The sequence below is a fragment of the Paenibacillus chungangensis genome, assembly GCF_042675905.1.
Classification (GTDB): domain Bacteria; phylum Bacillota; class Bacilli; order Paenibacillales; family Paenibacillaceae; genus Pristimantibacillus; species Pristimantibacillus chungangensis.
Genome location: NZ_JBHTJZ010000066.1, coordinates 36,487 through 58,273 on the forward strand (window position 1 = coordinate 36,487; position 21,787 = coordinate 58,273).

Here is a 21,787-nt window from a genome sequence, read left to right on the forward strand (position 1 = left end):
CGATGGAACTGTATATGTCCTTGGCGATCGGCGTATTATTCACGGTAGGTGTCTACCTCATTTTGTCTAAGAGCATCTTGCGCATTATTCTGGGCACTTCGTTCCTGACGCACGGCGTTCATCTGCTGCTGCTGACGATGTCGCGGCTCAAGACGGGTTCTGCGCCGCTTCTCGGTGAGAAGGCGGAGTCGTATGTCGATCCGCTGCCGCAAGCGCTCATCTTAACTTCTATTGTTATCAGCTTCGGGGTGACCTCATTCTTCTTCGTCCTTGCCTACAAGGCTTATCAGAAGCTTGGAACCGACGATATGGAGCAGCTAAGGGGGAAGGACGATGAATAACTTACTTATATTTCCGCTGCTCATCCCGCTATGTACAGCGGTGCTGCTCATCTTTCTGCAGCGATCCATTCCGCTGCAGCGCTGGATCAGCGCGATCGGCAGCGCGGCTAACGTCGCGGCGGCCGGGTATATTCTGTATCAGGTGAAGACCGACGGCATACAGACGCTGTATATGAGTGGATGGGTACCCCCTTATGGCATTACCTTCGTCGCTGACATGCTCGCTGCTTTGCTTGTATTGGTGACGGCGATTATCGGTTCCTTCTGTCTGTTCTATTCTTTCAGCAGCATTGGCGAAGAGCGGGAGCGCCACTACTTCTATCCGCTCCTCCAGTTCCTACTGGTCGGAGTTAGCGGATCGTTCCTGACAGGCGATATATTCAATCTGTTCGTCTGCTTCGAAGTGATGCTGATCTCCTCCTATGCGCTCATTGTACTTGGAGGAACGAAGATTCAGCTTAGGGAGTCATTGAAATATATTTTGATTAATATTCTGTCGTCCGCGCTGTTCGTAGCGGCGATCGCGTATCTATACGGTGTGGTCGGCACCTTGAATATGGCGGACCTATCCCAGCGCGTAGCGGAAGCGGGACAAGACGGCGTGCTGAACGTCATCGCCATTCTGTTCATGATCGTCTTCTCCTTGAAGGCGGGTCTGTTCCTGTTCTTCTGGCTACCGGGTTCCTACAGTGCGCCACCTGCGGCGATTACGGCGCTGTTCGGCGCACTGCTGACCAAGGTGGGACTGTATGCGCTGCTGCGGACCTTCACGCTCATCTTCTATCACGAGCCTTCCATTACGCATGAATGGATGGGATGGATGGCCGGTGCGACGATGGCGCTTGGCGCCTTCGGCGCACTTGCCTACAAGGATATTCCGCGCATTCTGAACTACAATGTGGTGATCAGCATCGGCTTCATCGCCTTCGGCCTGACCGCAGCCAACAAGGACTCCCTGGACGGAGCCGTGCTGTACCTCGTACACGACATGCTCGCCAAGGCGCTGCTCTTCATCCTGGGCGGCATCGTCATTGCAGCCGCAAGGACGACTAAGCTGAACGGGATGGGCGGCTTGATCAAGACATATCCTTATCTGGGATGGATGTTCTTCGTTACTGCTCTGGCGATCGCGGGCATTCCGCCGCTGAGCGGCTTCCCCGGCAAGATGATGATATTGCGCGGAGGGTTGCAGAATGAGCAGTTCTGGCTGGCCGCATTATCGCTTGCATCCAGTTTCATCGTCCTGTATTCCCTAATGCGCGTCTTCATGTCGGCGTTTTGGGGAGAGGAGCGGCAGGTGCCGGTGATGAGCGGGAAGCAGCAGCGCGCCATGCTTATTCCGGCTGCTGGCCTGCTCGTCATCGTCATTACGATAGGGCTGTGCGCGGAATGGCTCTATGATTTCGTCTCGGTGGCTGGTGACACGCTGATTAATCCATCCCTATATATTGACGCTGTGCTTAAGGAGGGGATGAGATGAGATATATACGAATGATATGGGCTTCGATCAAGCTGCTGCTGCTGTTCCTGAAGGAGCTGTTCTTGTCCAGCTTCGACGTTATGCTAAAGATCGTTCGACCCAAGCTGAACATCTCGCCTGGCATCTTCGCTATGGAGACAGAGCTGAGGTCGAACTGGGAGATTACGCTGCTGTCCTGTCTCATCTGTCTCACGCCCGGCACCTTGACGCTGGATGTGTCGCGTGACGGGAACACGCTCTATATCCATGCGATCGATATTGATGATGCAGACGAGCTTATAGCTCAAATAAAAGGCTCGTTCGAGCGTGCCATTATGGAGGTGACACGAGCATGATGTCCACGTTGATTGTCGCCAGTCTGGTCATACTTTCGCTTGCGGTGCTGGGCTGCTTGATCCGATTATTGCTCGGTCCTTCCATTCCGGACCGTATTGCGGCGCTGGATACGATCGGGATCCTGCTGCTGTCCATCATCGCCGTTATCAGTATACTGCTCGGTACGGAAGCTTATTTCGACATCATACTGGTCATAGGCGTACTGACCTTTATCGGAACGACAGCATTCGCAAGATATATGGAGAGGGGAGTCGTCATCGATGCCGGAGACGAGTAACAGCGTACTTGAGATCATCATAGGCTTGCTTGTCCTGCTAGGTGCTCTTATATGCGCACTGAGCGCCTTCGGGCTGATTCGATTGCCTGACGTTTATCTTCGCTCACATGCCGCGACGAAGAGTGCGACGATGGGCGTGCTTCTTATTCTGGCGGGAGCATTCCTATACTTCTGGATAGTCAAGGATCATGTCAGCGTAAAGCTGCTGCTCGGCATTGTGTTCGTCTTTATTACGTCGCCGGTGGCAGGCCATCTGAACGGCCGCGCCGCATATCGCTCCGGCACTTCGCTCTGGAAGGGGAGTGTAAGGGATGATTACAAGGAAGCGCTCAAGGAAGAGCGGAAGAGAAGCAGCAAAGCATGAACAGTTAACGAACCGCGTCTTCCCGCAAATCGCCGAACTTATCGAAATGCAATAAACGAGAAAGCCCCTAAATCTAAGCTGTCCGCTTAGGCTAGGGGCTTCCTCTATTCCAGTCGCTGATTAAAACTTACGCGCTTGTTCTTCGACCCAATTGCCGATGACCGGCAGCTTGAACTGCTTGCCTTGCAACGCAAGCAGCATAAGCGCGATCCACAGAATGAAGCCGATTGGCGTGAGAATGAGGGCGAATAATGCGCCGATAAAGGGAATAAAGCTTAGAACCAGATTAAGCGCAATCAGGATGACGGAGACGGCAATCGATTGCAGAGCATGGAATTTCACGAATCGGCTCTGCTTCTCTACGACCAGAAAAATAATGCCTGTAATAAAGCCGAGTAAATAACAGAGCAAACCTGCTACTTTGGGGTCTAGTCCCGTTGATGAAGGTTCTGGATTGACCGGAGTCGGTTCCATCATATATCTCTTCCTTTCTATGTCGTACTGGCTACTTCATTATTATTCCATAGAGTAGACAGGTATACCTCTTTTATTTCCACAAATGTCAACATTATTTGTCACCGCTCTGTAACCTGATGCTGCTTGCTTTCGTCTATGATAGAAGCTGGGGCATACTGGACAAGTTGTAGACGAATAGAAGGAAGGTCTTGCGAATGTGGAGAAAGAAACGCTTCTATATAATAATAGCGCTCGTGTTCATACTAGGAACGACAGCTTATATGAACCGAGGCGCGCTAGTGATGATGGGGTTCGATTGGTTCCTGCAAGGTCATGTGGAGGGCAAGCTGCAGGAAACCTATAAGCCGCTTGAAGGCCGGGAGCCGACAGTTGTAAGCAAGAAGAAGCAAGATCCGTTCTCTATCCTGCTGCTTGGCATCGACCAGCGCGGCAACGAGATCGGCAGGTCGGACTCCTTGCTGTATACCGTGGTCAGACCTCAGGACGGCCATATGCTGCTCTTGTCAATTCCCCGAGATCTGTATGTAGATATTGTCGGGAAAGAGAGGAAGGATAAAATTAATCATGCTTACGCATTCGGAGGAGCAGGTATGACGATCGACACGGCGGAGAAGTTGTTCGATGCGCCGATCGATTATTACGCCTCTATTAATTTCGAGGGCTTCCGCGATGTAATTGAAGCCATTGGAGGAATTGCGTTGCCCATTGACGAAGACATTGTGAACGACGATCCCGGTCATGAATACTTCGTCATTAAAGGAGGGCAAGATCTGTACAATGGCGTCGACGCCTTGAACTATGTTCGTTACCGCGAGGATAGCGATATGAACAGAACGGAGCGACATCAGCAGTTCCTCCATGCTATTATAGAGAAGGCTATGAAGTTGAAGCAGTGGAGCAAGATTCCGTCACTGATCGATATCATGGGCGATAACTTCAGCACGGACATACCGCCAGGCAAGCTGGTTGATCTAGCGCAGCAGATGCTGTCCTCCGAGCAGCTTCAGATGTACAGCCATACTCTGAAAGGCAAGGGATCCCGCTTGAAGAACGGCGGAGCATGGTATTACTTCGCTGACGAAGAAGATCTGGGCGACGTGCAAGCTATGATACAGAATTGGCTGAACCCGAACGTGCCGTCTTCCCAATTGATCCTTCCGCCGAAATATGCGAGCGACGAGGAGTTGGACAGAGGTATGATCGCCCAGCCGCAAGGTAATTAGAACGGAGTGATTGGCAAATATGAACATCGCATTTTTCCTCCTGCCCAAGGGGGAAGTGGTATGCCTGCCACATGACGCGACACTCAGGCAAGCACTGGAACGCATGGAATATCATCGCTATACGGCCGTGCCGATTATCAATCATGAAGGCGAATATGTGGGCACCATTACGGAAGGCGACCTGTTATGGTTTATGAAGAGCCGGCCTGACCTGACCTTCGAAGGAACGAACAAGGTCAGAATAGGGGATGTACCGCTGCGCTTGAATAACCGCACCGTCAATATTGATGCCAATATGGATGATTTGATCTCGCTGGCGAAGGTTCAGAATTTTGTTCCCGTAGTGGATGACCGCAATCATTTTATCGGTATCGTGCGCCGAAGCGAAATTATCGATTATTGTGAGAAAGGACTGTCCCAGAAGATTTAACGATCCCAGGGGCAGTCTTCTTTTTTTCAACTAGCGGCATGGAGCACGCTGAGAACTTTATGTTATAATGAAGGGTGAATGTCTTGTAGTCGCGTGGTGAAGAAATATTGGAGGATGCAAGAGATGAATGGATTGAAATCGGGCTTGAAACCAGTGCTATGGAGCGGTGCGGCGTTGGGACTGCTGTTGCTGTTGGCTGTGCCGGGCTTGAACTTGCCTGCCATGCTGCTGATGATGGTGCCTTACGCTGTTCTATATGCGACGCTGCCCAAGGCGTCATTCGTTGTGCACATACTTCCCATATGGCTCATTGCCGCATTGCTGCTGGGGCCGTCTTTCGTACTGCTGCTGGGACTGTTCTTCATGGTGCCAGGCATCTTCATGGGACATATGTATCGACAAGCCGTGCCCGCCGCCAAAGTGCTGCGTATTGTGACCATTGTCATACTTAGCCTCCTGATGATGGAGCTTCTCTTATTGGAGATGGTATTGGACTTCTCCTTGCTGACTGCGATGAAGGAGACGATTGCTGCTACCTTCAACGATGTGATGGCGCAGAGCGGCATTACGGGATGGGATGAGGAGATGTCGGAATTGCTCGTTGCGACAATTATCAACATGATTCCGCTCACGTTCATCGTCATGTCGTTCCTGTACGCTGTCATTACACATTACATTGCTCGCAGAGCAGTGATCGGCAGCGGGCTTGAAGTGCCGGCATTCCCGGAGGCGAAGGAATGGAAGCTTCCGCGTCTGCTGGTCGTGTATTATCTGATTGCTTATATGGTGGAGCTGGTTATGCCGCGAGGCGGCGACTCCTTCCTGGCTATCGCATTGATGAATCTGGTGCCGCTGCTGAGCTATGTATTCGCCATTCAGGCGATCGGCTTCTTTTTCTTCATCGCGCATCAGCGAGGCTGGAGCAAGGCGGTTCCGATTGTCATTGCGATCCCTGTGCTGCTGATCCCGCCGTTAAGCTTGATTGGCGTATTGGATACGGCTTTTCCGATGATAAGGAAATCGTTCACTAAACAATAGCACGGGAGCGAATTGTATTATGCCAAAGTTTCTGATTAAGAGATGGCACGGTAAGCATCAGCTAGCGGCAATTGCCGGCCTGTTGCTATTGTCGATAGCGTTCATTCCTTACGAGTGGCTGCTTGCGCTGGCGGGGTTCCTCTTGACGATCGCGGTAGCCGTCTATACCTTCATAGCGGAGCGGTCCTTCCGCAAGGAGCTATATCAACATCTGGGGAACTTGTCCTACCGTGTCAAGAAGAGTGGCGGCAGCATCATCCATGAATTGCCCTTCGGCATCATTCTTTATAACGAGGAACATGCGATCGAATGGCACAATCCTTATATTGCTGACATTATGGAGCGGGAATCTCTCGTCGGTATGCAGCTGGCGGAGCTGTTCCCGACGATGCAGCAAGTGAAGGAGCAGGAAGGGACGATGGAGGCCGCGATTGGTTCCCATATGTACCAGCTGATTTTCAAGCCGAAAGAGCGTATTCTGTATGTACGGAATATTACCGAACTATGGCAGCTGGGACATAAGTACGAGGACGAGAAGCTATCTCTCGGCGTGGTCATGATCGATAATCTGGAGGAAGTAACACAAGGTCTGGACGACCAGCAGCGCAGCTCCTTGCTATCCAAGGTGACGGCGGCTATTACGGAATGGGCGGGCAAGTACGAGATCTATCTGAAACGATTGACGTCCGACCGCTTCATGCTTATTACCGACCAGAAGACGCTAAGAGTGCTGGAGCAATCCAGATTCGTCATTCTCGACGAAGTAAGGGAACTGACGGCTGATGGCAGGATTGCCGTCACGCTCAGCATCGGCTTCGCCGCCGGAGCGGATCATATTATCGAACTGGGCAGCTGGGCGCACCGCAGCCTCGATATTGCGCTGGGACGCGGAGGCGATCAGGCAGCGGTCAAGGTAGGCAAGCGGCAGACCTTCTACGGCGGCAAGAGCAATGCGGTAGAGAAGCGGACCCGTGTGCGGGCGCGCGTCGTCGCGCATGCGCTGCGCGATCTTATTCGCGAGAGCCATAATGTCATCATTATGGGACATAAGATTCCCGATATGGATGCCGTCGGAGCGGCAATCGGGGTGCTGAAGGCGGCGCAGCTGTTCGGCAAGGAAGCTTACATTATGATAGAAGGCGTCAATCCATCCATCGAGAAGATGATGGAGATGATCCGAGAGGATGAGAAGCTGTCGCAGCGGTTCATTACACCGGAGCAGGCGCTGGCGCTCACCGTGCCGCAGACGCTCGCTGTCGTCGTCGATACGCACAAGGCCTCCTTGCTGAAGGAGCCGAAGCTCATCACCGGGACGGAGCGCATCGTCGTCATCGATCATCATCGACGCGGCGAGGAATTCATCAATCAAGCGATGCTGATCTACATGGAGCCTTATGCTTCATCCACTTGCGAGCTCGTGACGGAGCTGCTGCAGTATATTCATGACCGGATATCGCTGGATGTCAGGGAAGCGACATGCTTGCTCGCAGGCATTACGGTGGATACGAAGAGCTTCTCCTTGCGCACCGGTGCGCGTACGTTCGAAGCTGCCTCGTTCTTGCGACGGAATGGGGCGGATACGATGCTGATCCAGCGCATGCTGCAGGAGAACCTGGCTGGCTATGTGAGCAAAGCGGAGATTATCAAGCATGCGGAGTTGTATTACGATCATATAGCGATCGCGGTCGTAGAGCCGGGTCGCCGCAACTCACAGCTGCTAATCGCTCAATCGGCAGACGCGCTGCTGAATATGCAGGGGATTCTGGCATCATTCGTCATCGGGGAGAGACAGGACGGCCTTATTGCCGTCAGCGCACGATCGCTTGGCCATATGAATGTACAGGTGGTCATGGAACGCATGGGCGGCGGCGGACATCTGACGAATGCAGCCGTGCAATTGGAAGGCACAGTAGAAGATACAGCTGAGAAGTTGAAGGCGATATTGGCGCAAATTGAATCGGAAGAGGGGTTATTCGAATGAAGGTCATTTTTTTGCAGGACGTGAAGGGTCAAGGGAAGAAAGGGCAAATTAAAGATTTGTCCGAGGGCTATGTGCGCAATTTCTTGCTGCCGAAGGGTCTGGTGAAGCTGGCATCGGATGGCAATCTGAAGACGCTGGATGCGCAGAATAAATCGGAAGAGAAGCGCAAAGTCAAGGAGAAAGAGGATGCCGAGGCGCTGGGCAAGCGTATGGAAGAGATGACGGTCGTCGTGAAAGCGAAGTCCGGAGAAGGCGGCCGCTTGTTCGGAGCGATTACAAGCAAGCAGATCGCCGAGGCGCTGGCTGCGCAAGGCATTAAGATTGATAAGAGAAAAATCGAGCTCGAAGAGCCAATCCGCACATTGGGCGTAACGAAAGTACAAGTGAAGCTGCATACAGATGTAAAAGCGACTCTAAGCGTACAAACGGCAGAAGAGTAGACGACCTCAATAATAGTGGCTTGAAGATAACGGAAGGAGATGCTGACAGATGGATACGGAGCTGACGTTCGATCGGGTTCCGCCTCAAAATATAGAAGCCGAGCAAGCGGTCATCGGCGCTGTGCTATTGCAGCCGGAAGCACTAATTACAGCTATGGAACGGGTGAAAAGCGAGGACTTCTATAGCAGCGCTCACCAGCGTATCTTCGAGGCCATGATTGAGCTTGGAGAGGATAATCAACCGATTGATCTGGTTACTCTTACAGCTCACTTGCAGGATCAGGGGCTGCTGGAGGAGATTGGCGGTGTCAGCTACATGGCGAAGCTGGCTAATGCCGTGCCTACAGCTGCTAACGTGGATTACTATGCGCAGATTGTAGAAGAGAAGTCCATGCTGCGGAGATTGATTCGCACCGCTACTAATATCGTGTCGGATGGGTATGCTAACTCCGAGGACGTCAGCGTGCTGCTCGGCGATGCGGAGAAGCGAATATTGGAGATCGCCAACAGGCGAAGCAGCAGCGGATTTATCTCGATTCGAGACGTGCTGATGGAAGTGTTCGAGAAGGTCGAGTTCCTCTACACCAATCGGGGAGGCACGACAGGGATACCTTCCGGCTTCGTCGATCTGGATAAGATGACGGCAGGCTTCCAGCGCAGCGACTTGATTATCGTCGCCGCCCGTCCTTCCGTCGGGAAGACGGCATTCGCGCTCAATATCGCACAGAATGTCGGGGTCCGGGCAGGGGAGACAGTGGCGATCTTCAGTCTGGAGATGTCCGCCGCGCAGCTCGTTCAGCGGATGATCTGCGCGGAATCGAACGTGGATGCCACTCGGATGAGAACGGGCCAGCTGGAAGGCGACGATTGGGAGAAGCTGACGATGGCGATCGGCGCGTTGTCAGAAGCACAGATCTATATTGACGATACCCCGGGTATTACGGTAGCGGACATCCGCGCCAAGTGCCGCCGTCTGAAGAAGGAACGCGGCCTCGGCATGATTCTAATCGATTACCTGCAATTGATTCAAGGCCGGGGCAAAGCAGGCGAGAACCGTCAGCAGGAAGTATCGGAGATCTCCCGTACGCTGAAGCAGATTGCCCGTGAACTGGAAGTGCCGGTCATTGCCCTGTCCCAGCTGAGCCGCGGCGTCGAGCAACGTCAGGACAAGCGACCGATGATGTCCGATCTTCGGGAATCCGGCTCTATCGAGCAGGACGCCGATATCGTCTCCTTCCTCTATCGCGACGACTACTACGATAAGGAGTCGGAGAAGAAGAACATCATCGAGATTATTATTGCGAAGCAGCGGAATGGTCCAGTCGGAACTGTAGAGCTTGTGTTTTTGAAAAACTTCAATAAATTCGTCAGTTTGGACCGTTCGCATGGGGATCCATCACAGGCATCTTGATATATCCGAACAATTGCTAAGAAGTATCCGCAATTGTTCGTTTTTCGTTTGACTTATAAATCATGGACTGCTACACTAAAAGTGCTGTCGAAGAGGCAGTAATTTACGGTGTGCTTCTACATCGCACGGGGGTATGTACACATGTCTACGGTAGTTGTTGTCGGTACGCAATGGGGAGACGAAGGCAAAGGGAAAATTACGGACTTCCTGGCGGAGGGAGCCGATGTCATTGCCCGTTACCAAGGGGGTAACAACGCGGGACACACCATCCTCATTGATAACAAGAAATATAAGCTTACGATGATTCCTTCAGGAATATTCAACGATAATAAAGTATGCGTCATCGGCAATGGCATGGTCATTAATCCGGAGGCGCTCATTAACGAGATCAATTACATCCATGAGAATGGCTTCTCTACTGACAATCTGGTCATCAGCGACCGCGCGCATGTCATTATGCCGTATCATCTGGTGCTGGACGCGCTGGAAGAAGACCGCAAGGGCGACAACAAGATCGGCACAACCCGCAAAGGCATCGGCCCGTGCTATATGGACAAAGCGTCGCGCAATGGTATACGCATCGCTGACCTGATGGACGCTGCGGAATTCGAGTCGCGCGCACGGGCGATTATCGCGGAGAAAAACCAGCTGATTCAGCAAGTATACGGCGGCGAACCGCTGAATGCGGACCAGATCATCAGCAGCTACCTGGAATTCGCGGAGACGCTTCGTTCTTATGTGACGGATACGTCCGTCGTACTGAACGATGCTATCGACGAAGGCAAGAAAGTGCTGTTCGAAGGCGCGCAAGGCGTCATGCTTGACATTGATCAAGGCACTTATCCGTACGTGACTTCTTCCAATCCGTCAGCAGGCGGCGTCTGCATCGGTTCCGGCGTCGGTCCTTCCCGCATTCAAGAGGTTATCGGCGTAGCGAAGGCATATACGACACGCGTAGGCGACGGGCCGTTCCCGACGGAGCAAGACAATGCGATTGGACAGCTTATCCGTGATAAGGGACACGAATATGGCACTGTAACAGGTCGTCCGCGTCGCGTCGGTTGGTTCGACACAGTCGTCGTGCGCCATGCACGCCGCGTCAGCGGCATTACCGGCCTGTCCCTGAATTCGCTGGACGTCTTGTCCGGTCTGGAGACAGTCAAGATCTGCACAGGGTACAAATACCGCGGAGAAGTGATCTATCACTATCCTGCGAGCCTGAAGGCCGTCTCGGAATGCGAAGCGGTGTACGAGGAGTGGCCGGGCTGGTCCGAGGATCTGTCCAACGTGAAGAAGCTGGAGGATCTGCCGCAGAGCGCGCTCAACTATGTGAACCGCGTATCGGAGCTGACCGGCATTCCGATCTCGATCTTCTCCGTAGGACGCAACCGCGAGCAGACGAATCAGGTCCGTGCGATTTATCAATAAGATCTAGGCAAGCAGCGCAGGAGAGCATCGCTCCGACGCTGCTTTTTTGTTGCCATCGATTTTGCACTTTGCATGACATCATGATCTATCAACCGATAGCCAGAAGGAGTCGCAAGTCTCTTATCCACCCCGTATGAATGCAAGTCTGCTTCGTTGACCATAATGATAGGAAGGAGAATTCTAAGCCGCTTTATGCGAGAAGAAGGAGGAAGAGTATGTTGAGAGGTGTGGCTTGGCTTGGCAAGATTGTGGCTGCAGGGCTACTGATCAGCTTCCTGTCGATCTGGACGACGGGTTATATCGTCACTAGTTACGTAGAGACGGCGCTGAAGCAATACAACATACCGTTGGATATGCCGCCTATGGCGATGTCCGGAGTGTGGGGGGACCTATGGGGATCGGAGCCTCTGCTGACGGCACAGGCGGTTGACGAGTCGGAGAAGGGGACAGAGGAACGAACAGACGATGCTGCGAGCGCGTTTGACGAACAACTGGATGAATGGGCGAAGGCGCCTCTTACGGATATAGGCGGAGGTTCCGGAAGCCATGCGGAAGAGGGGTTGGAAGAGGTTCATCAGGGAAGCGTGGCAGAGAGCGGGGAACTCGATGATAGCGGGCATTCAGACCTAGAAGGAATTGAAGCAGCGCTTACGACGGAAGAACTAGATCGTGTAAAAAACACTATGAGCGAAGAAGATAAAGTTCGACTACTGGACATATTATCAACCAAATTACCGCAAGAAACATGGCAAAAGATATCGAAATATGTCGAAGAAGGCTTATCGGAGGAAGAGCTTTTATCCATTCAGCAGCTGATGGCTCAGCATCTCGATCAGGAGGAATACGATGAAATGATGGGGATTCTGAAAAAATATTAATTTTGCTAATGGCGTGAATGAGTTGCTCCTATTGTAAAGCATGTGTTAAAGTAAGAGACGGATGATCCGAGAGGGGTATTCGTCTTTTTTTATGTTATGAATACTACACTAATTAATAGAATCGTGAAAAGGAGACTACCATGACCAGTTTCAAGGCCATGCGTCATATGAAGAAAATATGGGACCAGACGGTTCGGTACTTTCGTCCTATGCGCGAGCAAGACTCTAATGGTAAGACCGAGCAAGATCCTTCCGAGGAGGCTGCGATGCTTCCCGTATGGCGGAGAAAGAAGACCCTTGCCATAGGCGGGGCGCTTATCTTGCTCACGACTGCCGGCCTTGTCGGCACACAGCAATATAACGCATACGTAGAACGCAATACTGTCGATATTTATCATGTGTATATGAACGGCGAGAAGGTAGGAACGGTAGGGAATCCGGAAGAGGTAGAGAAGCTGGTCGCGCTGGAGACGGAAGAGCTGACGCAGGCTCATCCGGGCAAGCGGATGGTGCTGGATACCGGAGCAATTACATATGAGGATGAGCGAGTGTTCAAGGGAGTGCCGGAGACGGCTTCCACGCTGACCGCACTTGAGCAGCGCTTCACATCCCATGCTGTAGGCGTTGAAGTGAAGGTGGACGGTAAAGTAATCGGCATTGTGAATGATCAGGAGACGGCCGACAATATTCTGGCGCGGGTACAGAGCAAGTATGCGCCGGGTCTGGTCAATGAGCAGAAGGAGCTTAAAACGGTCAAGACATTATCTCTCCAGTCTTCCAGTAATGTGGCAGAGGATGCGGCTGCGAAGGAAGAGGCGCCAGGTGTGCAAGTGACCGAAGTGGGCTTCGTTGAAGATGTGGCGATCGACGAGGTGGATATTGATCCCGCCAAGATTTCCAGTGCGGATGATATCTATAAGCTGATTGTGAATGGCAGCACCAAGCCGACGAAGTACGTTGTGCAATCCGGCGATTGCGTCGGCTGCATCGCTCAGAAGTTCGATATCTCCCCGCAAGTGATCTATGAGAACAATCCATGGATCGAAGGCGACCGCATTACGGTCGGCGACGAGCTGGATCTTACAGTCATCCAGCCGGAGGTGACGGTCAGAACGGTGGAGAGAGTGATCGAGCACGAGGCGATCACTGCGCCGGTAGAGATTGTCAAGAACGACAAAATGCGCGTAGGAGAGAGCAAGACGATTAAGGAAGGCGTCGACGGCAAGCAGAGCCTCACTTATCTGATCGAGAAGCAGAACGGTTATGTTGTATCGGAGGAGCTGGTCGATAAGGTTGTTCTTCAGGAGCCTGTCGCAGCGGTCGTAGAGAAGGGCACGATGGTCGTGCTGGGCGAAGGCACAGGACGCTTCGCGATGCCGGTATCCGGCTACCGAATTACGAGCAAGTTCGGCAAGCGTTGGGGCCGTATGCATAACGGCATAGACATGATTGGCAACAAGACGATTATGGCCGCCGATTCCGGCGTAGTTGAATTTGCAGGCAGGAAGCAAGGGCTGGGCATTGCCATTATTATCAACCATAAGAATGGCTTCAAAACCGTATACGGTCATTTGAGTTCATTAAAGGTGAGTAAGGGCGACAAAGTGGAAAAAGGCGACTCTATCGGCATTATGGGCAATACAGGCAATTCAACAGGTACTCATTTACATTTTGAAATTCATAAAAACGGCGTTATTCAAAATCCATTGAAGTATTTATAAGGATGGACAAGCATCGTTTGAGGCTCATACCTCAGCGGTGCTTTTTTCAATGTGAAGCCGAGGCGGACGTATGTTAAAATAGGTACAGTAAATAGGACAAGCGACAGGCGGTGTGTAACGATGCACGGAAAAATACTTGTGGTCGACGACGAACAGCCGATAGCGGATATATTGAAGTTCAATCTGGAGAAGGAAGGATACCAGGTCATATGCGCCTTCGACGGTGGAGAAGCGGTGCGTCTCGCAATGGAAGAAGAGCCTGATCTCATGCTGCTGGATCTGATGCTTCCCGTGAAAGACGGCATGGATGTATGCCGTGAAGTGCGGACGAAGCTCAATATGCCCATTATTATGTTGACGGCCAAAGATACGGAAATTGATAAGGTGCTCGGCCTAGAGCTGGGAGCGGACGATTATGTGACGAAGCCATTCAGCACCAGAGAATTGCTCGCCCGGGTGAAGGCTCATCTCCGCCGCCAGAAGAAAGCGGAGCAGGCGGCGGAGGCGACAGGCGTTCAACAGGAGCCGGAAGAGGAGCAGCAAGGGCTTAAGCTGTTCAATCTGTTCATTGATACGGATATGTATGTCGTCTACAAGAATGGAGAGCCGCTGGATCTGACCCATCGCGAATTCGAACTGGTGCATTATATGGCCCGTAATAGCGGCAAGGTCATGACACGAGAGCATCTGCTGCAGGCCGTGTGGGGCTTCGAATACTTCGGCGATGTGCGGACGGTGGATGTGACGATTCGAAGGCTGCGCGAGAAGATTGAGGATGATCCCAGCAGGCCGGAGTATATTATGACAAGACGCGGGCTGGGCTACTTGATGCGCAATCCCAAGTCGGGAGGCTTCGGCTACGGATGAGGCGGCGCAGCTTCTTCCGCACAATTCAGGTGAAGCTCGTCATTATCTACCTTCTGCTCATACTCGTCGCGATGCAGTTAATCGGCGTCTATTTCATCAGCACAGTGAAGAACTCGCTCATTACCAGCTTCACGACGAACTTGAAGGAGCAAGCGGACATCTTGTCCAAATTCGCAGCTCCCAGCCTCTCGCCCAATATGGAGACAGACGGCGATTCCCCGGACAATACGACAGAGGATCTCAATCTGGTCGTGCGCAATCTGTTCAGTATTAGCGGTGCTGAAGTGCAGGTGCTGGATGCGAACGGCAGGCTTGTCGCGACATCGCTGCAGGTGCATCAGTCGCGTATCGGACAGAAGAACAAGTCACTGGCTGTCAGCCGCGCTCTGCAGAATATCCCGGACAATGAGGAAGAATTCATCGACGAGGACAATACGCGTAAGAAGTCGATCGCGCTTCCCGTTACCCACAATGAGAAGATCGTGGGAGCGGTCTATGTCGTGGCGTCGATGACAGAGCTGTATGAAACGGTCAACCGGGTAAACCAGATCTTCTTCTCCGGCACCTTGATTGCGCTTGGCTTGACGGGCGTGCTGGGTATTCTGCTTGCCCATACCATTACCGTGCCGATTCAAGGACTGACCAGACAAGCAGAGGCAGTCGCCGACGGAAGATTCGATCTGAAGGCGCCGGTACTGGGAGAGGATGAGATCGGACGGCTCAGCATGGCGTTCAACGTCATGACGATTCGGCTGAAGGAGGCGCTCTCCGCCAATGAGGAGGAGAACGAGAAGCTGGTGTCGGTACTGTCCAATATGAGCGATGGCGTCATCGCCGCCGATGAACACGGTGTCATTATGATCTGGAACCGGCGGGCGCTGGAGCTGCTGGATGCGGAGCGGCTACAGGGCAAGGAGCTGTACGATGTGCTGAGCCTTCCGGCCGAGAAGCTGGAGCAATTGGAGCAAGGCCGCGTTCAGACGACACTGTTCACCAAGGAACTGCAGGAGCAAGATGCCGGCGAAGTGAGCGAAAGTCTGTTGAAGGTGACATTCACGCCGATTCATCGTAGAGACCGTGGGATTACGGGCACGATCGTCGTGCTGCAGGATGTCACCGAGCAAGAGAAGCTGGAGCAGTCGCGCCGTCAATTCGTCGCCAATGTATCCCATGAGCTCCGTACGCCGCTGACGACGATCAAGAGCTATGCGGAGGCATTGAATGACGGAGCGCTGGAGGAGCGCGAGCTGTCTGAACGCTTCGTCGGCGTCATTAGTAATGAGACGGAGCGTATGATCAGGCTCGTGACCGATCTGCTGCATCTGTCGAGATTCGATTCCAACGGCGCTCCGCTCAGGCGGAGGTCCGCGCCCATACACGATATGCTGGACGAAGTGGCTGATCGGTTCTCCTTCCAGCTGCGACAGAAGTCCATTAAAGCGTCGGTGCGTGTGGAGCCGGGCTTGAAGACGGCATGGGTGGATCGCGATCAGATTGATCAGGTGCTGGACAATCTGCTGTCCAATGCGATCAAGTATACGCTGGATGGCGGTACGATCAAGCTGACAGCGAGTAAGTCGACGGACGGAACGGAACTGGAGATTAGTGTGAAGGATACCGGGATCGGCATTCCGAAGAAGGATCTGGCCCGTATATTCGACCGCTTCTATCGAGTGGATAAGGCAAGATCGCGCAATATGGGCGGTACCGGGCTTGGCTTGTCCATTGCCCGGGAAATCGTCAAGGCGCACGGCGGCACGATCTCTCTCCAATCGGAACTTAACGAGGGAACGACCGTTACGTTCACACTTCCGCTGCTACAAGAAGGGGGGGAGTCGGCATGATGGAGAGAATGAAGACGGCGCTGCTTGTCGTACTGGTTGCCTTGAGTCTGCTGCAAAGTTACTTCCTGGCTTATCGGATGCCGGGGCTCGGAGCAACGGTGAGAAGCGATCAGGACTACGTTCATGCCGAACCGCTGGGCAAGCCGGCCAGTGTGGAAGAGATGATATTCCCCAATGAATTGATTCTGCATAGAGGGGACAACAAGCATACGGTCATCTATCCCGGCATGCAGTTCTACGATATGATTCTGAAGCAGCGCATTGCGGGGCGAGAATTCAAGGGCTTCCAGCGCAGCCCTGCCAGTCTGATGGATTGGGAATATATTCGGGAGAAAGAGATTGGCGTTGAGCTGCGGTTCGACGGCGGCATCTCCATCGAGCTGCTGCAGAAGCTGTTGAAGGTGGAAGGCGACCCCCTGTTCCTGAACGAGCGGATCGATCGCATCTGGATATTCAAGACGACAGCGACCGAAGAGGTGCGCACATTCTTCTTCAGCAATGACGGCTTGACCGTCTATGAATCGATAAGAGCGGATCTGACGATTCGGGATGTGCAGGATTATGTCGGCTTCGGCGAATACATGCCGGCTTACCGGATAACGAAGGATGGTCTCTATATTCCCGAGACATTCCTGCAGGCTACGGAAGTGATTATGCCGTACGAGACGTATTCCCCGCAGCAGATCCAGCGCAGTCTCTTCGATCCCGGCACGACCATTGCCTGGGAGGATCGCGGCGGCTCGCAGATTATTACCGACGGCAAGCGCGGCTTGCAGGTGAAGCAGAATGGGACATGGATCAGTTATACGAATCCGGCGGCGACGAAGAGCAGCGATGTGGAGTTAAGCGAGAATGTCTACGCATCCATCGACTTCATTAATCAGCATGGCGGCTGGGACGGCTCTCATCGCCTGATGGGCCTGCAGCCTGCCCAGGAGCAGAAGTATGTGCAATTCCGCCAATATATCGAGCAATATCCCGTCGTGGGCGATCCTTACTTCCAATATGGCTATATGCGGCTTGTTTTGCAGAAGGGCGTCGTGACGGAATATGAGCGTTCGCTCATTACGTTGTCCTCGCGTTCGGAGTCCAGGAAGGAGAGATGGCTGCAAGGCGGAGATCAGCTGGAGGATCGCTTGAAGCGGTATGAGCGCGTCAATGAGGTTGCTTCTGTCTATCCCGCGTTGAAAGCCAGGCCGCTGGAAGATCAGCGTATGAGCTTGACACCGGTATGGGTGGCAAGACATAGGGACGGAACGGAGACGGTATTGTCCGAAGCGCTGCCGGCGGGATTCAAGCCGCCGCAAGAAGGTGCTGCTGCACGGGACATCGAGGCGTCTTCGGAAGGAGCAAGTCAGGAAGGCGCAGCTGCGAATCGTTCCGAGTCGGACAATGATCAGAGTGTAGATCAGAGGCAAGGCCGCGGTCTTGAAGAAGATCAGGATGAAGAGCGGCTTGAAGTTGCAGAGTAAGGGGGTGAAGATGGATGGATTGGAGCAGAGCGAAAAGTGTGCTTATTATTTCGTTCCTGATGCTGAATATACTGCTCGGCTACCAGCTCTGGCTAGACATTCGAACGCAGCTGGACGCCAATATGAACACAGCGGAGCTGCCGCAGGATAAGCTGCAGCTCATGCAGCAGAAGCGAATATCGCTAACGGCCAATCTGCCGTCCGAAACCCCGAAGCTCGGGGATCTGACCTATCTGCTTCATGAAGACGATGCACAGGGGGAAGAGCCGATAGAGCTGCTTGAACCGGTGGACAGCGCCGATATATTCACCAAGTCGGAATTGATGAAGTCGCTTGGCGATCAGGTGCCCGAACTCGAAGAGTACGGCTATGATCTACATAGCAATCGGGATGGCGTATTCGTCATGTACCGGGTATATGAGGGACGTCCGATGTTCAATGTGAGGCTGGAGCTGTACAACAGCAATCTGAAGATTACGGGCTACCGTCAGCAGCGTGTGGAGTTGATCAGTATCGGGGAGCAGAATAAGGTGCTGCCGGCTGCCAAGGTGGTGGCCAGCCTGATCGAGACCTATCTGGAAGCGGGAGCGGTCATATCCGATATACAGCTTGGCTATCACGGCCAGATCTTCGATTCTGAGAAGCAGGTGGCCGCGCCATCGTGGCGGGTTATGCTGGAAGACGGCAAAGTGTATTATGTCCATGCGATTAGCGGTGAAGTGGCGACTGACAAGCAAGAAGGGGAAGATGGCGACGATACGGATAGCGGCGCTGGATTGATGCTGAAGCAAGGGAATCAGTAAATGTTAGGGGAGAAAGGATAGGGCAAAGCGGTTATGGGACTTCGATTTACCATTCTGGCAAGCGGATCTACAGGGAATGCGACCATTGTACAGGGCAGCGAGCGAACGGTGCTGATCGATGCGGGACTAAGCGCCAAGAAGCTGGACGAGCTGATGAAGGAGCAAGGCATATCCGGTCATGATATCGACGCGCTGCTTGTGACGCACGAGCATTCCGATCACATTAAGGGGTTGGGAGCATTCGCTCGCAAGTATGAACTGCCCATCTACGCCAATGAGGCGACGTGGGGAGCGATGGAGCGGCATGTCGGCAAGATTGAGAAGGAGAAGCGGGTGTATATGGAGAGCGGGGAGGAGCTGGCGTTCGGGGCGCTGCGAGTGCAGTCTTACCCAATCTCGCATGATGCGGCGGAGCCTGTCGGCTACTGCTTCCAGGAGAATGGCGAGAAGCTGAGCCTGGCGACAGATCTGGGCTATGTAAGCGATAAGGTGAAGCAACAGATTATCGATTCCGATGTGCTTGTGCTGGAATCCAATCATGATACGGAGATGCTGCGGATGGGACGCTATCCGTGGAATATTAAGCGCCGCATCCTGAGCGATGTCGGCCATTTATCTAATGTGGCAGCGGGCGAAGCGCTGATCGAGCTGATGACGGACCGGACGAAGCGTGTCTATCTGGCCCATCTCAGTCTTGATCATAACCAGATGGATCTGGCGATGCTGACGGTCAATTCCATCTTGGAGAATAACGGGATATTTTATAAGAAGGAGGAGTTCCCGCTGCGGAAGACTTATGCGGACCGCGCTACCCCATGGGATGAAGTGATGCGGAAATAAGCTCTTCCAGCTGCCGGTCGAGCGTGGCGGACTTCTGGTCCAGCTCCTCTTGGGTCAGCAGTCCCTTGTCGACGAACAGCTCCAGCATGGCGCTGAGGGTCAAGACGGTGCGGTAATGTTCCTCCTTCAGATCGGCCAGCTTGGCGGCGAGGCGCACCTGCTCCCAGGCGGGGGATGAGCCCATATTCGTTGCTCTGGGGAAGTCTTGCTGGTTATCGGTGCTACAAGCGTCAGCGGGATTGCTAGAATGATTGGAACCTTCTAAGCGAATGAAGTTCATCATTTGTCACTCCTTCTCAATTTTTGGTAGGGCGTGTCTTCGTTCCACATGCTGCCGCTTTCGTTCCTTCCTGGTAGAGTGGTCTAGAGCAGTTCTAGACGCTTCCTATTCGCCATGCAACAATTGGGTTGGGTAGATTGTGAAATAACACTGGCGGGCGGGTGTGGAATGCATTATGATTGATTGCATAAACTCTGTTTATAGGCGTGGTCTCTATTCATATTGTAGTCATATATACCGAAAACATTCCTATATGAGCGAATACATTCTTAATGTCTATGGCATTGAGAGGAGCGGGTAATAGATGAGTCTGTTCGATGATGATTTTTTCTCCACCAGAGTGTCCAGACGAACGGTTCGCAAGTACAAGAAGAAAGAAGAGGCCGTGCCGAAGTGGGGGCAGATTGGCGAGTGGTCCACTATTCGGATCGCTCTCGTCTCCTCCTTCGTAAGCGCGGTCGGCGCATGCCTGTTGTTCGGGTTCATATTCGGCTTCGGCGGCGGTGCAGACCGGGCGAGTGTGCCCGCAGGGAGCGCTTCAATCGGCTCTGATCCTTCGGAATGGACGATTCATGCAACGGCGAAGGTGAGGCCGGCTGTCGTCAGCATTATCAATGAGCAGAAATTCTCGCTTGGCCTCGGGAGCAAGAAGATCGAAGGCGATATGGAAGAAGGCGTACTGAGGGAAGCGGGAGTAGGATCTGGTGTCATCATCGAGAAGAGGGACGGCAAGGCGTATATTGTCACCAATTATCATGTTGTGGCAGGCGCTGAGAAGGTGAAGGCGGTCATTATGAACGGCGAGGTTCGTGAAGCGGATATCGTCGGCGAAGACCCCATTACCGATCTTGCCGTACTGGAGATCGACAGCAAGGGCGTCGACACCGTGGCGGAGATTGGCGATTCTTCCAAGCTGCGCGAGGCGGAATTCGTCATTGCGATCGGCAACCCGCTGGGCATGGGCAAGTCGACCACACTGGGTGTCGTGAGCGTTACGAAGGAGGTCGTGCCGGTATCGTTGAACGGTAACGGCATGATGGACTGGGAGCAGGAAGTGATACGCGTCGATGCGGCGATTAATGAAGGGAATAGCGGCGGACCGCTGATCGATCTGGACGGCCGGGTCGTCGGCATTAACAGTATGAAGATCGCCGACTTCGGCGTAGAGAGCATCGGGTATGCGATCCCGATTAACAATGCGATTCCTATTATTAACAGTCTGATCGATCAAGGCTATGTGCCGCGCCCTTATCTCGGCGTCTATACGATGGATCTGGAGCATTATTGGGGCCAGCAGAGTCTGGAGAAGTTCCTTCAGGAGGAGTTCCCTGAAGACGAGAGTGCAGACGGCGAGAAGAAGGAAGACGAGGCGCCCTCAGATGATGATAGCGAATCGCAAGGTGGCGGCGGTTATAATATTCAGGTGCCGGATAATGTGTACAATGGCGTCATTGTACTAGAAGCGGTTGGGCCTGCTCTGGAGGCGGGGCTTCAGATGAACGACATCATTGTGAAGCTGGATGAAGAGGAGGTCCGCACAACGCGCGAGCTGCGTCGCTACTTGTACAATAAGAAGAAGATCGGCGAGGATATTACCGTCTCCTACTATCGCGGCAGCGAGCTGCAATCGCTGAAGCTGAAGCTGAGCGATCGGGAAGAGGAGTAACGAGCAGGCGGCGGCGCAGTCTCAAGGGGCTGCTGCTTCAATCATATCGAATGGATGGGGGAAGGAGACTTTAGGTCTCCTTTTTTGCGGTGCGCCACGCATGGCGCGTAGCTAGGCGGTGAAAGTCCGCTATGGGGGCTTGCAGTTGCCAACCATTAGCCAAGAGCAAGGGTGTCCATCGCGAGGTGGA

21 protein-coding genes and 1 pseudogene are annotated in these 21,787 nt (G+C 53.1%); 20 read left to right on the forward strand and 2 right to left on the reverse strand.

The features are described from left to right. Positions 1–2 precede the first annotated feature (2 nt). The 5 genes and pseudogenes from ACFQ2I_RS20770 (at position 3) to mnhG (ending at position 2,798) form a co-directional block, all read left to right on the forward strand. Positions 3–341, forward strand: a complete 339-nt coding sequence (locus tag ACFQ2I_RS20770; RefSeq protein WP_262678777.1) for a Na(+)/H(+) antiporter subunit C — start codon at positions 3–5, stop codon at positions 339–341. Beyond that, positions 334–1,821 (forward strand): Na+/H+ antiporter subunit D, encoded by a 1,488-nt coding sequence (locus tag ACFQ2I_RS20775; protein WP_377567679.1) that lies wholly within the window; start codon positions 334–336, stop codon positions 1,819–1,821. Before ACFQ2I_RS20770 ends, ACFQ2I_RS20775 begins: the two co-directional genes overlap by 8 nt. 2 nt (positions 1,822–1,823) lie before the next feature. Next, positions 1,824–2,156 (forward strand): annotated as a pseudogene (locus ACFQ2I_RS20780) (Na+/H+ antiporter subunit E); the annotation flags it as partial. Next, a complete protein-coding gene (locus ACFQ2I_RS20785) occupies positions 2,153–2,434 on the forward strand; it encodes a Na(+)/H(+) antiporter subunit F1 (RefSeq protein ID WP_377567681.1) in 282 nt (93 codons plus the stop codon). The pseudogene ACFQ2I_RS20780 and the gene ACFQ2I_RS20785, both read left to right, overlap by 4 nt. Next, the gene (gene mnhG, locus ACFQ2I_RS20790; RefSeq protein WP_377567683.1) at positions 2,418–2,798 is read left to right on the forward strand and encodes a monovalent cation/H(+) antiporter subunit G; all 381 of its coding nucleotides are present in this window, start codon (positions 2,418–2,420) and stop codon (positions 2,796–2,798) included. The genes ACFQ2I_RS20785 and mnhG overlap by 17 nt, the downstream gene beginning before the upstream one ends. A 120-nt stretch (positions 2,799–2,918) precedes the next feature. Here mnhG and ACFQ2I_RS20795 read toward each other — a convergent pair whose 3' ends face one another. Then, positions 2,919–3,275, reverse strand: coding sequence for a DUF4870 domain-containing protein (locus tag ACFQ2I_RS20795; protein ID WP_377567685.1), 357 nt, complete (start codon positions 3,273–3,275; stop codon positions 2,919–2,921). A 194-nt stretch (positions 3,276–3,469) separates the two neighbouring features. On the opposite strand from ACFQ2I_RS20795, the gene ACFQ2I_RS20800 reads away from it, so the two are divergent. The 14 genes from ACFQ2I_RS20800 to ACFQ2I_RS20865 all read left to right on the forward strand — a co-directional run bounded on the left by ACFQ2I_RS20800 (position 3,470) and on the right by ACFQ2I_RS20865 (position 19,651). Next, positions 3,470–4,498: an LCP family protein gene (locus ACFQ2I_RS20800; protein ID WP_377567687.1), complete on the forward strand. Its 1,029-nt coding sequence runs from the start codon at positions 3,470–3,472 to the stop codon at positions 4,496–4,498. A 19-nt stretch (positions 4,499–4,517) separates the two neighbouring features. After that, the gene (locus ACFQ2I_RS20805; protein WP_377567689.1) at positions 4,518–4,928 is read left to right on the forward strand and encodes a CBS domain-containing protein; all 411 of its coding nucleotides are present in this window, start codon (positions 4,518–4,520) and stop codon (positions 4,926–4,928) included. A 123-nt stretch (positions 4,929–5,051) separates the two neighbouring features. Further along, positions 5,052–5,966, forward strand: a complete 915-nt coding sequence (locus ACFQ2I_RS20810) for a DUF2232 domain-containing protein (RefSeq protein ID WP_377567691.1) — start codon at positions 5,052–5,054, stop codon at positions 5,964–5,966. 19 nt (positions 5,967–5,985) lie between these two features. After that, positions 5,986–7,947, forward strand: coding sequence for a DHH family phosphoesterase (locus ACFQ2I_RS20815; protein WP_377567693.1), 1,962 nt, complete (start codon positions 5,986–5,988; stop codon positions 7,945–7,947). After that, complete coding sequence (rplI, locus tag ACFQ2I_RS20820) at positions 7,944–8,387, forward strand: 50S ribosomal protein L9 (protein WP_377567695.1); 444 nt, start codon at positions 7,944–7,946, stop codon at positions 8,385–8,387. Before ACFQ2I_RS20815 ends, rplI begins: the two co-directional genes overlap by 4 nt. 49 nt (positions 8,388–8,436) lie before the next feature. Further along, positions 8,437–9,798 carry a replicative DNA helicase gene (gene dnaB / locus ACFQ2I_RS20825; protein WP_377567697.1) on the forward strand — a complete coding sequence of 454 codons (1,362 nt, stop codon included), beginning with the start codon at positions 8,437–8,439 and terminating at the stop codon, positions 9,796–9,798. Between the two features lie 141 nt (positions 9,799–9,939). Next, complete coding sequence (locus tag ACFQ2I_RS20830) at positions 9,940–11,226, forward strand: adenylosuccinate synthase (protein ID WP_377567699.1); 1,287 nt, start codon at positions 9,940–9,942, stop codon at positions 11,224–11,226. A gap of 215 nt (positions 11,227–11,441) precedes the next feature. Continuing rightward, on the forward strand, positions 11,442–12,104 hold the full coding sequence (locus tag ACFQ2I_RS20835) for a hypothetical protein (protein ID WP_377567701.1): 663 nt from the start codon (positions 11,442–11,444) through the stop codon (positions 12,102–12,104). A 140-nt stretch (positions 12,105–12,244) separates the two neighbouring features. Next, on the forward strand, positions 12,245–13,825 hold the full coding sequence (locus ACFQ2I_RS20840; protein ID WP_377567703.1) for a peptidoglycan DD-metalloendopeptidase family protein: 1,581 nt from the start codon (positions 12,245–12,247) through the stop codon (positions 13,823–13,825). 120 nt (positions 13,826–13,945) lie between these two features. Beyond that, complete coding sequence (gene yycF / locus ACFQ2I_RS20845) at positions 13,946–14,692, forward strand: response regulator YycF (protein WP_377567705.1); 747 nt, start codon at positions 13,946–13,948, stop codon at positions 14,690–14,692. Next, positions 14,689–16,536, forward strand: a complete 1,848-nt coding sequence (gene walK / locus ACFQ2I_RS20850; RefSeq protein WP_377567707.1) for a cell wall metabolism sensor histidine kinase WalK — start codon at positions 14,689–14,691, stop codon at positions 16,534–16,536. The genes yycF and walK overlap by 4 nt, the downstream gene beginning before the upstream one ends. Further along, positions 16,533–18,008: a two-component system activity regulator YycH gene (gene yycH / locus ACFQ2I_RS20855; RefSeq protein WP_377567709.1), complete on the forward strand. Its 1,476-nt coding sequence runs from the start codon at positions 16,533–16,535 to the stop codon at positions 18,006–18,008. The genes walK and yycH overlap by 4 nt, the downstream gene beginning before the upstream one ends. Positions 18,009–18,022: 14 nt before the next feature. After that, positions 18,023–18,811 (forward strand): two-component system regulatory protein YycI, encoded by a 789-nt coding sequence (gene yycI, locus ACFQ2I_RS20860; RefSeq protein ID WP_377567711.1) that lies wholly within the window; start codon positions 18,023–18,025, stop codon positions 18,809–18,811. A 33-nt stretch (positions 18,812–18,844) separates the two neighbouring features. Continuing rightward, entirely contained in the window at positions 18,845–19,651 is an 807-nt protein-coding gene (locus ACFQ2I_RS20865) for an MBL fold metallo-hydrolase (protein WP_377567713.1), read from the forward strand. Here the strand turns inward: ACFQ2I_RS20865 and ACFQ2I_RS20870 are convergent. Next, positions 19,620–19,931 carry a hypothetical protein gene (locus ACFQ2I_RS20870; protein ID WP_377567715.1) on the reverse strand — a complete coding sequence of 104 codons (312 nt, stop codon included), beginning with the start codon at positions 19,929–19,931 and terminating at the stop codon, positions 19,620–19,622. The genes ACFQ2I_RS20865 and ACFQ2I_RS20870 overlap by 32 nt on opposite strands. A 304-nt stretch (positions 19,932–20,235) precedes the next feature. Between ACFQ2I_RS20870 and ACFQ2I_RS20875 the strand changes: the two genes are divergently transcribed. Beyond that, entirely contained in the window at positions 20,236–21,597 is a 1,362-nt protein-coding gene (locus tag ACFQ2I_RS20875) for a S1C family serine protease (RefSeq protein WP_377567717.1), read from the forward strand. Positions 21,598–21,787 lie beyond the last annotated feature (190 nt).